Source organism: Symploca atlantica LB2515, from assembly GCF_052546295.1.
In genome coordinates this window covers 4,864,646-4,880,805 of sequence record NZ_JBQWMT010000001.1, presented here as the reverse complement: position 1 = coordinate 4,880,805, position 16,160 = coordinate 4,864,646, and the positions used below count along the sequence as shown (strand labels likewise).

9 protein-coding genes are annotated in these 16,160 nt (G+C 43.2%); 4 read left to right on the top strand and 5 right to left on the bottom strand.

What is annotated here, in order from left to right:
- Positions 1-132 precede the first annotated feature (132 nt).
- Positions 133-1,557 (top strand): ATP-binding protein, encoded by a 1,425-nt coding sequence (locus ACT7WV_RS20245; protein ID WP_445104618.1) that lies wholly within the window; start codon positions 133-135, stop codon positions 1,555-1,557.
- A 41-nt stretch (positions 1,558-1,598) separates the two neighbouring features.
- Positions 1,599-6,632, top strand: a complete 5,034-nt coding sequence (locus ACT7WV_RS20240; RefSeq protein WP_445104617.1) for an nSTAND1 domain-containing NTPase — start codon at positions 1,599-1,601, stop codon at positions 6,630-6,632.
- A 105-nt stretch (positions 6,633-6,737) separates the two neighbouring features.
- Here ACT7WV_RS20240 and ACT7WV_RS20235 read toward each other — a convergent pair whose 3' ends face one another.
- From ACT7WV_RS20235 to ACT7WV_RS20225, 3 genes are all read right to left on the bottom strand, one after another.
- Complete coding sequence (locus ACT7WV_RS20235; RefSeq protein WP_445104616.1) at positions 6,738-8,624, bottom strand: peptidoglycan-binding protein; 1,887 nt, start codon at positions 8,622-8,624, stop codon at positions 6,738-6,740.
- 520 nt (positions 8,625-9,144) lie between these two features.
- The gene (gene recG / locus ACT7WV_RS20230; protein ID WP_445104615.1) at positions 9,145-11,643 is read right to left on the bottom strand and encodes an ATP-dependent DNA helicase RecG; all 2,499 of its coding nucleotides are present in this window, start codon (positions 11,641-11,643) and stop codon (positions 9,145-9,147) included.
- Positions 11,644-11,692: 49 nt separating this feature from the next.
- On the bottom strand, positions 11,693-12,604 hold the full coding sequence (locus ACT7WV_RS20225; RefSeq protein WP_445104614.1) for a hypothetical protein: 912 nt from the start codon (positions 12,602-12,604) through the stop codon (positions 11,693-11,695).
- A gap of 480 nt (positions 12,605-13,084) precedes the next feature.
- Between ACT7WV_RS20225 and ACT7WV_RS20220 the strand changes: the two genes are divergently transcribed.
- Both ACT7WV_RS20220 and ACT7WV_RS20215 read left to right on the top strand, forming a co-directional pair.
- The gene (locus ACT7WV_RS20220) at positions 13,085-13,531 is read left to right on the top strand and encodes a helix-turn-helix domain-containing protein (RefSeq protein ID WP_445104613.1); all 447 of its coding nucleotides are present in this window, start codon (positions 13,085-13,087) and stop codon (positions 13,529-13,531) included.
- 179 nt (positions 13,532-13,710) lie between these two features.
- Entirely contained in the window at positions 13,711-13,974 is a 264-nt protein-coding gene (locus tag ACT7WV_RS20215; RefSeq protein WP_445104612.1) for a DUF3146 family protein, read from the top strand.
- A 142-nt stretch (positions 13,975-14,116) separates the two neighbouring features.
- Here the strand turns inward: ACT7WV_RS20215 and ACT7WV_RS20210 are convergent, their stop codons facing one another.
- Both ACT7WV_RS20210 and ACT7WV_RS20205 read right to left on the bottom strand, forming a co-directional pair.
- Complete coding sequence (locus ACT7WV_RS20210; RefSeq protein ID WP_445104611.1) at positions 14,117-14,524, bottom strand: pre-16S rRNA-processing nuclease YqgF; 408 nt, start codon at positions 14,522-14,524, stop codon at positions 14,117-14,119.
- A gap of 1 nt (position 14,525) precedes the next feature.
- On the bottom strand, positions 14,526-16,046 hold the full coding sequence (locus tag ACT7WV_RS20205; RefSeq protein WP_445104610.1) for a DUF3084 domain-containing protein: 1,521 nt from the start codon (positions 16,044-16,046) through the stop codon (positions 14,526-14,528).
- Between the last annotated feature and the right edge of the window lie 114 nt (positions 16,047-16,160).

The following is a 16,160-nucleotide window of genomic DNA, read 5'->3' as shown; positions in this document are numbered from 1 at the left end:
GGGAACCCTTCCATTTGAGTAAAAATCTGGGACAGCATCCGGAATGCAGTGATCTTCTTTGGTAGCTAATTAGTAGATGAACTTATTCTGATTAAACTGAGGTGCATTCCCCAAAATTTATTTGGTTTTCTTATGAGACTGGATTTACATAAATTTTTTCAAGCCACGAATCCAGGTAGAACTTTATTCGTGGAAAATTCTGAAGAAGATCAAAAATATTATATTGATTTTGCTTCGGTGCGCGGTGGTCAAGTTATTGAAGATTTGAGAGATAATATTACTATCTGGGCACCTGATGACCCCACTTGCCAATTACTTACTGGACATATCGGCTGCGGCAAATCTACAGAATTACTGCGCCTCAAGGCGGAGTTAGAATTGGTAGGATTTCATGTGGTCTATTTTGAGTCCTCTCAAGACTTAGAAATGGGTGACGTTGATGTCGGCGATATTTTGCTGGCAATTGCCCGCCGGGTCAGTGAAAGTATCAATAGCCTAGAAGACATTAAACTAGCAGAACCTAAAGGACTCAAAAATATACTCGCAGGCGCTGCCAAGCTGTTAGGAGAAATCGAACTTTCCGCAGAAGCCAAAGTTCTTGGTCTTGGTCAAGTTTCGGCTAGCAGCGAAGGAAATTTCTCGGCTGAGGTTGGTGTTCCTGGAATAGGTAAACTTACCGCTAGCAAAGAGGACGGACTTTCACTAATCGCTACTGGCATTGGTAAAATCACGGCAAAGGCGAAAGCTAGTCCTGACCTTCGCAATAAATTGAGAGGATATCTTGAACCACGAACCAACGGTATTTTAGAGGCAATTAACTCAGAACTACTAGAGCCAGCTAGGAAGAAGTTGAAGCAGCACCATAAAAAAGGACTAGTAGTAATTGTTGATAATCTCGACAAAGTTGATAGTACTCCTAAGTCCTGGGGACGACCTCAACAAGAGTATCTATTTGTAGACCGAGGTGAGCAACTCAGAGGACTTAATTGCCACTTAGTATATACCATGCCCTTAGCATTGAGATTTTCCAATGACTTTGGCACCCTAATCCAGCGATTTATTGTCAGACCACAAGTACTGCCAATGGTGCCAGTACGATGGCGCGATGGGAGTGAGTGTTCTGAAGGTATGAGGTTGCTGCGCCAAATGGTGTTAGCAAGAGCTTTTCCAGATTATGAGCAACAGCAGCGCCTGAGCAAGATAACAGAAGTATTTGATATTCCTGAGACTTTAGATCGCTTATGCAGAGTTAGTGGTGGCCATGTGCGGAATTTGCTGCGACTTCTTAATGACTCGATTAAAAAAGAAAGGGGATTACCCATCTCTGGCAGAAGCTTAGAAGCGGTGATTCGAGAGTACCGCGATGAAAGAATCCTGGCGATTGACCATGAGGAGTGGGTCTTACTGCGCCAAGTAGCACAACACAAAAAAGTAGCCGGAGATCATGGATACCAAACACTGATTCGCAGCATGTTTGTTTATGAGTATCGAACTTCTGAAGAATCTTGGTTTGATATCAATCCGATTTTGGCAGATGCCAAAGAATTTAATCTTTGAAACTCCGATGAGCTCGGTAGTAGAAGCTGGCGTATAAGCTGATGAATGAAGTGCACTCCTCCCCCCCTCAAAATGCCCAAAATAACGAGAAGTCTCTACAGGAGTTAGTTTGGGCAATCCCTAGTTCTCTGGGTCAATTTTCTTTAATTTTGGCTCGCTGTAACTACGGTGAATTACGGAAGCAGATGGTACAGCAACTGCAAAAAATTTGCTCAGTGCAAATCCGAGAAATTGTCTTGGAACCTTCTGTCCAGAAACTCTACACCACTATCCGAGAGCAGCTAGGGAATGAACAGCCATCGGCAGTGATGGTATCTGGGTTAGAGTTAGTCAGCGATATTGATCAGCTACTGACTTCGATCAACTCAGTGCGGGAGGAGTTTCGTAAACATTGCCGCTTTCCACTGATATTGTGGGTCAATGATGAAATTGTGCGCAAGTTCATTCGCTTAGCGCCTGATTTTGAGAATTGGACAACGCGCACTGTATTTACTCTTGAACCCGAAGTTTTACTTGAGGCTCTGCGGCAGAGATCACAGTATCTATTTTCAGCGATTTTGGATGCTGGTGCTGATCGATTTGTACCTACCGAAGACATCTTCAGTACGCGCTATCGGCTAGAACTCAAGTCAGCTTTGAGGGATTTAAATAATTTTGGTCAGCAATTAACTCCCGATTTAGAAGCATGTTTGCAATTTGTTCGTGGCCGTGACGCTTACGTCAGTGATCAACTCGATGAGGCTGTAAGACAATATCGGCAAAGTCTAGCTTTTTGGCAACAAAGCAATAATTTAGAGCGCCAAGGAGCTTTATTATTTCATATTGGGCTATGCTATTACCGCAAAGCTAAACTAAATCGGGAAGAAAATCTTCTCCGTTGGCAGGAAGCGCTGCCTTATTTTCGCCAATGTCTGGAAGTTTTTGAGCAAGCAAAACGGTCAGATTTAGTTGCTAAGTTTATTGGTCAATTAGGTAAGGTACTGCGCAGGCTGAAAAACTGGAAACAATTGCAGATACTGGCAAACCAATCTAAGCGGCTGCATGAACAATATGGTATGAGCGTGCAGCTAGCTCAAGATTACGGTTTCTTGGCGGAAGTGGCTTTGAATAGAGAGAAGCCAAGTTTTACTCAAGCTCAGTATTGGGCAGAACAAGCACTGCAAATTTTGAACTTTTTGCCCAAGGAACAGCAAAAATATCAAGGTTTATATCTGTTACTTTTGGCGCGAAGCCTACGACAATTGGACAAAGTTGAGGCGGCTATTAATAGTCTCAAACAAGCACAAGGAACTGAACCAGAGGACAATCCACGACTTTACATTCAGATTTTAGAAGAGTTGCGATCGCTCTATTTTGAACAAAATCAGTATCTAGAAGCCTTTCGGATTAAACAAGAGCGACGTTCCCTTGAGCAACAATTCGGTTGTCGTGCTTTTATCGGTGCGGGACGCTTGCAGCCTCAGCGACAAGAAAAATCAGTGGAGGCTGGGTTAAATCTATCTCCACAAGGGAAAAATCAGGACACAGTTGCCCAAGAAATTATTGCTTCAGGAAGAAAACAAAATGTTGAGTATTTGATTGAAAGAATTGGTAAGCCGGAACATAAACTGACAGTGATTTATGGTCAGTCAGGAGTAGGTAAAAGTTCTCTGGTTAACGCAGGATTAGTACCAGCTCTTAAAGAAACTATTATGGGTACTAGAGACATTTTGCCGATCACCTTACGAGTCTACGCTAATTGGGCTAAGGATTTAGGCAAATCACTAAGTAGGGCCCTTAACCAAAAAGGTATTGTTTTACCTGTTGCACCTAGTTCTGCAACGACAATAATTGAACAATTAAGACAAAATGAGAACCGCAATTTACTAACGGTACTTGTTTTTGACCAGTTTGAAGAGTTTTTTTTCGTTTGTACAGATGCAGCACAGCGAAGGGATTTTTATAGTTTTTTCCGGGATTGTTTAGATACTCCTTTAGTGAAGGTTATCTTGTCGATGCGGGAAGATTATCTGCACTATTTGTTAGAGTGCGATCGTTGTACTGACCTCGAAGTTATTAACAATGATATTCTCAATAAAAATATCATTTTTTATTTAGGGAATTTCTCCAAAGTCAATGCAAAATCCATCATTGAAGGATTGACAAAACGCTCTCAACTACAAATGAAACCAGCCCTAATTGATGAGTTTGTAAAAAATCTAGCTGCCGAATTGGGGGAAGTGCGACCTATTGAGTTGCAGGTGGTAGGAGCGCAACTCCAAGAAGATAAAATTACTACACTAAAACAGTATCAAAATCTTGGTTCTAACCCAAATGCTCAACTGGTAGAAAAGTGGTTAGAGGCAGTTGTCCAAGACTGCGGTAGTGCTAATCAAGATGCTGTTTGGAAAGTCTTGGCATCTTTAGCCGATGATAAAGGAACTCGTCCTTTAAGAACTAAGAATGAGTTGGCAACAGCGCTCAAATCCCAGGCTTCTAAGTTGGACTTAATTTTAGAAATTTTGATGGGTTCTGGTTTAGTTTTTCGCTTGCGATCGCAGCCAGAAGACCACTACAAACTGGTTCATGATTATCTGGTTAAGCCAATTCGTAAAAGATACAGCTTTGACCTAGAGAAAAAGTTTGAAGTTGCCGTTGAGCAATGGCTAGAAACTATTGTCAAAGATTGTAGCATTAGCCACCAAGATATTATTTGGAAAGTCTTGGCATTGTTAACAGATGAAAAAGGTATCCGTACTTCTAAGACTAAAGAAGAGTTGGCAGTTACCTTAAAGCCTCACAACGGCGAACTCGACAGAATTTTAAATACCTTGGTAAACGCTGGTGTAGTGATTCATCTCCATTCAGGTTCAAAAGAATGCTATCACTTAGCCTACGATTATTTAGTCGATCCCATCCAAAGAAAATACGACGAAGATTTAGAAAAACGTCTCAAAGAGGCTCAATATACTAAGAGACGCCAACGACGAGTAGTAATTATCTTTGCCACCTTAGCTTTGGGATTAGGTTTGGTAGCACTGTACCAAAGAACACAAATATCCCACATTAAAGAAACTCTAGCAGAATCAAAGGAACTTTTTGACTCGAATCAAGAACTTGAAGCCCTCAAAAAAGCTATTGAAGCGCGGCAAAAATTGGAGACATTAGTCGGGGGAAAAGATGATGTTCAAAACCAGGTTGCAGAGACATTATGGCAGACAGTTGACGCAATTAAAGAGTACAACAGCCTGGAAGATCATAAAGATGAGGTTATCGGAGTGGATTTTAGTCCCGATGGCCAGCTAATTGCCACAGCAAGTTTCGACAAAACAGTCAAACTGTGGAGTAAGGATGGTCAATATCTGAGAACCTTAGTAGACAATAAACTTCACAGCAAAGATGAATCCCATAGCGATCGCGTTAACAGTGTAGATTTTAGTCCTGATGGTCAGCTAATTGCCACAGCAAGCTTCGATAAAACGGTCAAACTCTGGAGTAAAGACGGCATTCTACTCAAGACTCTCGAAGGTCACACCGATGGAGTTTTTGGAGTCACTTTTAGCCCAGATGGCCAGATGATTGCTACAGCGAGTGCAGACAAGACTATCAAACTCTGGAAGAGAGATGGCACTTTACTTAATACCCTCAGGGGACATGATGATCTAGTTGACGGAGTTGTTTTTAGCCCAGATAGCAAAACGATTGCTTCTGCTTCTTGGGACAAGACTATCAAACTCTGGAAGACAAACGGCAGCTTGCTGAATACCCTTAGAGGTCATAGCGATCGCGTTTTTGGAGTGGCTTTTAGTCCCGATGGTAAAACTATTGCTTCTGCGAGTAGGGACAAGACGATTAAACTCTGGAAGACAAACGGCAGCTTACTCAATACTTTGTCAGGCCATGGTTATGAGGTAGTTAGAGTGGCTTTCAGTCCTGATGGCAAGACTATTGCCTCAACGAGTAAGGACAAAACTATCAAACTCTGGAAGTTAGATGGTACTCTACTCAATACTTTGTCAGGCCATGGTTCTATGGTTTACGGATTGTCTTTGAGCCCTGTTAATCAGACGATTGCCACGGCTAGTGGGGACAACACCGTCAAACTCTGGAAACCTAATACTCCCTTACGCAAAAAAATCCTCTCAGGTCATAGCGATCGTATCGCCAGCTTAGATTTTAGTCCTGATGGTGAGACAATTGCCACGGCCAGTTTCGATGGCACAGTTAAACTTTGGAGTAAAGATGGTAGGCTCAAAGGCACCCTTGAGGGTCATGAATCTATAGTTAGTCAAGCGGAGTTTAGCCCGAATGGTCAAATGATTGCTTCAGCAAGTTTCGACAAAACGGTCAAACTCTGGAGCACAGATGGTCAGTTACTCCATACCCTTGAAGGACACAAAAATGAGGTTTACGCCGTTGCTTTTAGCCCAGATAGTGAGATGATTGCCTCGGCTTCTTGGGACAAGACGGTTAAACTCTGGAGGCGTGACGGTAGTCTCTTTAAAACTCTATCAAAGCATCGTGACCGAGTTTATGGAGTTGCTTTTAGCCCAGATGGTGAAATGATTGCCTCGGCTTCTTGGGACAAAACAGTCATTCTCTGGAATCGTGATGGCACCTTTCTCAAAGAACTGGGAGAGGGTACTAATCACAAGCATCGTGATTATGTAATCGGGGTGTCTTTCAGTCCTGATGGAGAGATCATTGCCACTATGAGTAAAGATAAGACCGTCAAACTCTGGAATAGGGAAGGTGATCTACTCAACACCCTAGAAGGACATCGAGAGGAAGTTTACCAAGTATCTTTCAGTCCCGACAGCAGAATACTTGCCACCATGAGTAAAGACAAGACGGTCAAACTTTGGAACCGAGAAGGGAACCTCTTAAGAAGTTTATCAAGGTATGGTGATTCTGATTGGAGTGTCAGTTTTAATTCTAATGAACAAATGACGGCCTGGGCAATTGATGAAAAAACAGTGCTTTTATGGAATTTGGATCTCTATGTAGACCTCAATGAGTTATCAAAACTTAGCTGCGACTGGCTGCATGATTATCTCAAGAATAAAAAGGATAACCCTTGCCAGACGCTTCGCTAACATCGTCAAGGGAAAATTGAGAATTAAAAATTGAGCTTTTAACACCAGAATCTGGCTTACAGACACAATTAACAATTAACAATTAACGATCAAAGCAACTTGTGATCAGCCTTGAAACACCAAAATGCTGCCAGAATAACAAGCAACCCAAACTTCTTTAGTTTCTGGATCGTAAGTAATGCCAATTGGGTTAGCATTAACATTGACACTTTGCAGCACTTTCATATCACTAGTGCGAACTTTACTAACTGTATTGGAGTGATAATTCACCACATAGAGAAATTGACCGTCGTCCGAGATGGTCATGCTGCGAGGAGCATTACCTGTAGTAACCTTTTTGAGTACCTTACCCGTAGACAAATCAATCTTTGCGACTTTCCCTTCGCCATTTAAAGTAGTGTAAAGATAGCGATCGGCAGGGTCAATATTCAAATGGCGGGGTGAACTACCAATATTTTTTAGCCATTCTACTGAAAAGTCTTTGAGATTTACTGCCGCAACATCAGAAGAACCCATCACAGCAATATAAGCTTTTTCAGAAGCCGAATTTATGACAATGCCACGGGGATAACGACCCAGTTTAATCTTTTTGACTTGCAGATTTTTTTCTGTATCAACTACACTCAAGTCCCAACTGCACCAGTTGGTAACTAATATAAGGCGGTCATCAGGTGAAGCCGCTACAAATTTAGGAACTGACCCAACTTGGATAACTTTTTCAATATTTAAATTGTCGGTATTGATGCGGTACAAAAAGCTATTATCAGTATTTTGAGCAGGGCTGCATTCGTCATCACCAGGATTATTAAAGCCTGACCCATACATTTTATAGTTAGAAACCCAGGCGTACTTGCCATTATGAGAAAAACTCGCCTCTACCGGAGCACCGTTGTAAGTACTATCAAACTTAGAATATCCGTACTTCGCCAAATTTACAGAATCGGGAATTGTTTTTACTAAGTTATAATCCCGGTCATAAACCGTTATGGTGTGGCTATACATCATGTTTTGGGCAAAAAATAGACCATTACCCGAATGGACTACAGATTTAGGTGAAATTTTGCCAGCAATTGTTTTTTTGAGCGTCATCTGAGTGGGAGAGTTGGCGGACGCTTGTTGATTATCTTGGGGTTTACTCTGTTCTTCTAATAATGTGTTGTTTGGCTTCTCTGGTGATGTGTTATTTGGCTTTTTCGGTAAATTGCTTTGTTCTTGGCGTGAATTATTGGGTTTTTCGATGAAAGGTTCTTGATTAAATTCAGAAACTGGGGCTTCTACTTTCGAGGAGGCTGTTTTTGCAGAACCAGATTCTAAAGCTGAGAGGGTCACAGGGCCAGCAATGCCATCAGGAGTTAGACCCATTTGTGTTTGAAATTTGGTAACAGCCTCTTGAGTCAGAGAGCCATAATATCCTGTAACTGGCCCGTTATAGTAACCAATTATTTGTAAATTTTTCTGTAGGGAAGTAACTAAAGAACTGCGATATCCTCTCCTGAGAATCACATTAGGACGACCGAATGCGGAAGTCTTATCAGTGACAATAGGGGATGATACTACAGGGGGAGGGGTTGCTGGTTGGGAAGGTGTCGGTTTCGCTAACTTAGAAGAGAGTGCGGAACTTGTCTCTGGACCAACAACTCCATCAGGAGTTAGTTCATTAGCTTTCTGAAATTTAAACACAGCCTCTTGAGTCAGAGAACCGTAATATCCTGTAACTGGGCCGTCATAGTAGCCAATCGCTTGCAAATTGTTCTGGAGAGAAGTAATTTCAGAACCACTACTACCTCTTCTTAGAGCCGCCTGGGCTGAGTTAGTCCAGATTAGAGTAAACAGAGCAACACTAAACAACATCAATGACAGCGAGTTGACTTTCAGGCGTTTCACCCGGTCTAGTTCCTGCAAACATAATCTGTAGCAGAGGGTTGTTCCTAGTTCCAGGTTGGTAGGTGCCTCATAGTTGGCAGCCAGATGAAAATAGGCAAGTGTATCCATAGTTACCTTCCGTTCCAAAATTGCAGTATGACTCATTGTCGGATGATTTTGGCTGTCTAATCCGTGATCAAGGGACTACTGCATCAAAATACCCACCACTGATATCACAAGCGCTGTCGGCATCGCAAATTATTGGGGAAATCTTTGCTAAATGGTCGGATTTTAGGGGTAAGTATAGCAATGCAATCATCGACGCCTGGTGAGAACTAGCTATACTTAGCCCCTGGGCGTGCCAATATTTAATAGAACATCGAAAATTGAACTCTCACACTAGAATTTGGCTAATAGCGAATGGCACTGACTGAAGCAGAAAATACTGGTTTGTCGTGAAAAACCCTGCTTGGGGGGACTTCCCCCCAAACCCCCCATTGGGGGACGGAGTGCCTCCCCCAAACCCCCTGCACAAGGATTGGTCGGTTGAGATGAGATGATTTTTCTTAAATCAGTGCCATTCTGCTAATAGTATCTATTTTCCCTTTTCCCTTGGCGACTAATCCTGCGCTTGTCAGGGGGGGAGAAGTCACGTCAGAATTGCCCCATCCATTAACCGCTGATAGCGATACTCTAACTCGGCTTGCATTAAAGGATAACTATCCAGTTTCTCGTCCTGAAGAATCACCTTTTCTGCCGCATCCCGTGCCAAATTTAAGACATCTTGATCTTCGACTAAACTAGCTAGGGCAAAATCTGCCAATCCCGACTGGCGTTTACCCAACACTTCGCCAGGCCCCCGAAAGCGCATATCCATTTCTGAAATGAAAAAGCCATCCTGGGACTGTTCCAACACTCCCAGACGTTGACGGGCTGTATCAGTCTTAGAACCGCTCATGAGTAGGCAGTAAGATTGATGAGAGCCACGACCTACACGACCTCGCAATTGGTGTAGCTGAGATAAGCCAAATCGCTCAGCATTTTCAATCAACATCACTGTCGCATTTGGTACATCTACCCCCACTTCAATCACTGTTGTGGCAACAATAACTTGGGTCTGGTTGTCACGAAAAGCGTTAAGTGCCTCGTCCTTTTCCGTCGAGCTCATGCGACCGTGAAGTAGACCAAGCTGGAATTCTGGGAAGATACTCTCAGAAAGTCTTTGATGCTCTTCTACAGCAGAACGCACGTCTAATTTTTCTGATTCTTCAATCAGGGGCAATACTACATAACATTGACGCCCTTGCACAATTTCCCGACGAATCAGGTCATAGGCATGGTTGCGTTGCTTTCCTGCCATTACTGTAGTCTGAATCTCCTGCCGTCCTGGAGGAAGTTCATCAATCTGACTGACATCCATATCACCGTGTAAAGTCAACGCTAGGGTTCTGGGAATTGGCGTTGCTGTCATGGTTAAAACGTGAGGAGACTGACCTTTTTGCTGCAAACGAGCTCGTTGCTGTACGCCAAAGCGGTGCTGCTCATCAATTACCACTAAACCGAGTCGCTGGAAATTTACTTTGTCTTGAATGAGAGCATGAGTACCCACCAACAGAGGCAATTCCCCAGTTTCTAGCTGGGAATGGATTTCCCGGCGTTTAGCAACTTTTGTCGAACCCGTTAGTAATTCGACTGGTAAATGGAGCAGATTGAACCAACTAACTAACTTACGATAATGCTGTTCTGCTAACACCTCTGTGGGAGCCATCAGCGCTGCTTGGTAGCCGGATTGAATGGCTGCGAGGATGGCAACTACACCCACAACCGTTTTACCCGAACCAACATCTCCTTGCACTAAGCGGTTCATCGGCGTTTCTGATGCCAAGTCATTGAGGATGTCGTTAACTACTCGCTTCTGAGCATTGGTTAATTCAAAGGGTAATAACTGATGGAATTGGTCGATTAGTTGACCAGTAGCGGCGAGGACGGCACTATTCTGAGCTTTCTGTTGCTGTTTGCGGCGCTGCAGAAAACCTAATTGTAAGTAGAAAAACTCATCAAAGACCAATCGCCGTCGGGCATGGCTGAGTAGGTCACTATTTTCGGGAAAATGGATATTAGCGATCGCATCTTTGAGCTTAGCTAAACCGTACTGCTTTCTTAAGGCGGCTGGCAAGGGGTCTTTGAGTTGAGCAGCACTGGGTAAGGCAGCGATTATTGCCTGTCTCACTAAGTCAGCCGGCACACCTTCTGTTAAGGGATACACTGGTAAAACTCGACCAATTTTCATTGAGTCAATGCTGCCACCAAGGCTTTCTAAAACTTCCAGTTCCGGGTTTTCTAAAGTCACGCCGTACTTATTCTTTTTGACTAACCCAGAGGCGGCAATTACTGACCCTACAGGATACTGGCGCTTGAGCCTTTCTTGCCAGCCGCGATTCGAGTAACGAGTACCAGCAAAGAAGCGACTGAGCTTAATTTGCCCAGTGGGATCTTGCAGCATGATCTCGAAAATCGTCAATTTCTTGTTGCGGGGACTCGTAAAACAGCTACAGCGCTTTACTGTTCCCATGATGGTTACTGTCTCACCGACAACTAATTTAGAGATATGGACTTGACGGGCGTAGTCAATGTGGTCACGGGGATAATAATAGAGGAGGTCGCGTACTTTATAAACACCCAGACGTGCCAAATATCCGCTTTTTCTTAGGCCGACTGGTTCAAATTCCGCCAGTGGTAGGTCAAGATTTCTCTTGGGTGTACCTAAGTAAGAGGAAGTAGTTTCTTTGTTGGTTTCTACTAAGGGCGTCGTTCGAGGAGACTTCGATTGAGCAGGCTCTGATTTTGGCTCACCCTCAGTTAAACGGCGCTGAATTTCTTGTTGCACCTGTTGCAAAAATCGACGAGTATCTGCGATTACATGTAGCCGTTCCTCAAAAGTCATCTGAGGATAGTAGGCAAACTTGGTAGCAGCTTCTTGCCATTGACGTCGTTCTGCTAAGCTGAGGTTCTCAGGAGTTTTACCTAAGCTCAGGCAAAGAAACTCGCTAAAGCAGTATTGCTTACCTACCAAGTCAGTACAACCCCTTTCAACTTCCACTGAAAGAGCTTTTTGTAATCGCACCCAATCCGGTGATTCTTGCACCACGACTTCCACCTTCAAAAATTAAAAATTATCTAACATTTTCAATTTTTAGTTACTCCTCGAACCAACTAGAACGCCATGCAGCTTCAGCTTGGGCAACAGCAAGTTCTCGCTGTTTTTTGTGATATTTTTGCCCGAGGGTTTTTGTTTTGCCTGATAGCTGCCGAATTTTGTTACGCAAAGCAGTCAAAGTAGGATCAGCAAATTCGATCTCTGAGAGGCGCAAATTAATGGCAATGATGCGCGTGATTGTCGAGTCTTCTTCTTCCCCCTCAGTTTCTATCTCCATCAACAAGTTCATCAGATTGGGTGAACCAGCCGTCAACTCAGAAGAGGCTTCAACCTTAGCGGCGGCTTCAAAAACTGCCGTTGGCAATTTATCGGGGATTATGCCTCTTTTTTGCAAGATATTATTAATATCTGTAGATATATCTTGAAGGGTTTGTGCGATCGCTTCTTCGAGCTGGTTTTGCCACTGCCGTAACTGCTCTGGTTTGAGCGGCAAATCATCAGAACTATCAGTGGTTTCTAGAGTATCATCATCTTCTTCTTCTGGCTTCTCTAGAGTTCCAGGCAACTCTTCTGGAACGATTGGCGGCACTTGAGCGCTAGCCTCTAGTAATTCAAAGACGGTTTCCTCTTGCTCCGTCTCTTCTTCATCCGCCATCTCAGTTAGATCTTCTGAGTACTCTAGGTGTAAAAGCAACTCCTCTTTAGCCTGTTCACCTAGGTGTCTCACGTTACTCTGCAATTTTTGCCGTTGACTGAAAGGCAACTTTACAAAGGAATCAGGATAACCCTGGGTACAAACCCGATAACTCGCCATAATTAGCTGCTGCCGCACGGCTTGCCCAAGTACCGTCAGATATTTAGAGTAAACACCGTAAATTTCTGTTGCCAAGAGGGCGCTCATTTCTTCTAGATTTGCTAAATCCTGTTCAATTTGCTCAACTGCTCTGACCATAATGTCCGATAACTAACCAGGTTGAGAATACACTAATGCATCCCTCCTACAGGATAGCGACTCGTCTCCTCTTGGGTTCGTCGTCTATATTCCGCAGGTAGACATGCCTATTTGCCTAATTACCATAGCCTAGACTAGATAAGGCTTCTCAGCTTGATCTTTGAGAGACGTTTCCACGGGATTGTAGCACCTAGCGCTAGCCAAATTTCTCTTTTGTGAGCTACGAAAATGTGCTGTGCGGAACACCTCTGCTGCACCGCAAAATATTGTATCTATATAGATAGTCAGGCTAATTTAGCTAGCTTAGGAGTATAAGGGCTAATTGGTAGAGTACAAGTTTGTTTTATAACTGCTTGTATTGCAGTTATATTATTGTAGTTTTCTAGTCCTTTATGGGAGGCTTCATTTATTAGAAGCTATATTATTTCTCCCTTGGTAGACTACGTATAGCTAGATTCCTCATTTTAGGAGGTAAGCACCATGGCTGGAGTTTGCAAACTTGACATCAAAGAAACTATTACAGAACTAAAAAATCTTTTAACTGAACAAAAAACTGCCATTAGCTTTCAAAAAGTTCAAGCTCTGTACCTTTTCAAAACTGGTCAAATTAGAACAGTTAAAGATCTGGCAGTAGCTATTGGTAGGAACCGAGTTACAGTACAGCACTGGTTAAAAAAATACCGTGAGCAAGGTATTTCGGGACTGTTGAAGGTTAAGCACGGTGGTGGACGAAAACCAGTAATCCCTCCAGAAGCACTCGCAGGTTTACAGAAACGTCTTGAGGATCCTCGTCTAATCTTCAAGAGTTACGGAGACATTCACAAATGGTTACAACAGGAGTACGGTATCAATGTTGATTACAAAACAGTCTATGCAACGGTGCGATATAAACTCAAGGCTAAACTGAAATTTCGGCGACGCTCTTAGCAAAACAAAACACAGATATCAAACTTTTTTTAAAAAAGCTGTCTTTCCTCACCAAAATTTGGGTTTCAAGTCTCTATTCAATTTCTCGAATCAGTTCTACAAATAGGACAATCTAGTACTGAGGTATCAAGAAATTTGCTAACCTAGGCTGTTAAAGCAGATTAAGAATTGTTTCGATCGTGAGTTCTAAACATCTGCCGGAAACTACTGCCTACGTCCGGATTACTAAACACTCCTGGCAACAGGGATTTTTAGAAGGGGAGGTTCAAGCCGCAGAGTATGAGTGGCAATTTAAGTGGCGTTTCCATGGGGGTCAGTTATCCGTCAGACCTTCTCTGGGACGCGCCCTGATTGAGGAGCCACTCGGTCGCTTTTTAGAGCGATGTGATTACCAGTTAGAGCCGGGAGGAGATTATGTTTTTACAATAAAAGCTCAACTTTAATGGAAGATGGTTAAATTGTTAAATAGTAAATGGAAAATTGAGGCTATAAACCAAATCATGGTATTAGAAACTCAACTTTCCATTTTCCGTTTTCCATTTTCTATTGGCAACGAACCCCATCTCACCTCAAACGAGGGAGTAGTCAAACCCTGTCGTTCTCAGTCCCTAGGTAGCGTTCAATTAAGAGAATGGCGACCAAATCATCTACGGGTCGAGGGGGTTGTCGCATTCCTTTGGGGATCAAGCGTTCAATCCCTTTGGCAGGGTACATTTGCCAGTAGCGATCGCGTGCTTCTAAACTGCTGTAGCGTTCGTCTACCAAAATAATTGGCAGGGAGGCAGGTAGTTCTTGAGTAAGTTTCTGTTTCCAGTTCTTGGCAGTGGTTTGATTACCCATAACTATTATGTCAACAGCAAACTGTTGGCATAACTGTTTGATGGTCGTCATCACATTTTGTGATTCTACAACCTGATGGTAAAGGAGCTGCCGCTCCCTAGCCATAATTGCTAAGCCACACTTATCCCGTCCGGGATCAAAACCTAAAATCATCTCATGTCCTGAAAACTACCTCACCATTTTGAGTTGCTACCAACTGCATCTTTAAAGGACCAGCAGCATAGGTCTTATTTTGCACGACTGCTCTCACGTCTAACGGTTGTCCGTATTCACTTAGCTGTTCAATAAAGCGAATAATTTTGGTATTGTCGCCATCTGCTACTTCAATTTTACCTAGAACACCAGCGCGACGAGCCCGGAATTCAGATGCTGCTAGCAACTGATCTAGGCGCTGCTGTATTTCCTCGCTGCCCATGACGGAGGAATCGGTAGAAGTGGCAGCTAGGACTTCTCCAGCCTGAAAAATAACTTGATTGAGAGCCGCATCAGCAAAGACTTGTATCGTTTTTTCTCCTACTACATAGTTAGCAGCTGAGAGAATTCGCACTACGTAGTCTTGACCATCTTTAATTTGGTTGATTAGCTGTTCAGCTTGTGTTTGAGTGATTTCTACTACTCTTTGATCAGAATTACCATTACTGGAGAGGGTAATTTCCCTGGCTGTGCGATTTGCTTCCCGCAGCAACTGATTAAACGCCTCCGTGGCGGCTTCCGGCTCAGCAATACGCACTACTCCAGAAGCCAGAACTTGACCACGTAAAATAGCGACATTTCCCGCACGTAAAGTTTGATAATTTCGGTAGTATTGCTCTAGAGTTTCTACTTCTCTTTCTAGAAAAGTGAGCTGTTTTTCTCTTGCTTCTAGCTTTTGGTCTCGGTCAGCGAGCTCAGTTTCTCTTTGGAGCAGTTTTTGTTCAAGTTCTTTAAGAAGAGTTTCTCGTTGGGCAATTGCTTCTTGAAGTTTTTGTTCGAGTTCTGCGAGACGGCCTTCACGCTGCGTAATTATTTCGTCCCGCACGGCAATTTTTTTGTCAAGTTTAGAGATTGCCTCATCTTGCTCGGCAAGTTCTGCATTACGTTCTTCAATGGTTTGATCTCGCTTGATTAGTTCCTGATCTCCTTGAGCAACTCGCGTTTTTAACTGAGTAATTTGTTGATTAAGTTGAGCAATTTGACTGGTGAGTTGCTCTCGTTGCTGCAGGAGTTGCTGACGTTCAATCAGAAGCGACTGAATCTCTTTTCGCAGACCTGTAGCTTGCTGAGATACTTGTTTTAGTTGAGCTTGAGCTTGCTGGAAATTTTTATTAGTAATATCTAGACGTTTCTGAACGTCTGATTGCTTAGCTCTGGTTTTAGCCAACTCATTCTCTACTCGATTTTTTTGAGTATTAATTTCCTCAATATCACGACGAGCATGTCTGAGTTTTTGTAAGATGTTATCCAGCTCAAAAATTCCTTCCCGGAGAGATTCACTCAAGCCAAACAAAATTCCTAGGGTCGAGGCAGAAATTAGACTACCGGTGATAATTGCAACTAACGTAGCCGTCTGGCGGGGACGTAGCTTGAATAAACTCAGCCGCGCTTTTCCTACTCGCGAGCCAATGCGATCGCCTAGTGTGGCGAGCAAGCCTCCCAGCACTAGAATTGCAATAATCAGGATGTAACCGCTGGTCATCGCCTGCCTTTATTCTTTCCAGATACAGCCTATCTCATGCCTATGGTGCGTTACGCTTTTTTCTAGAGAGAATACAATTGGTCAACTTAAATTAGTAACCGAAACTAGTGAGTT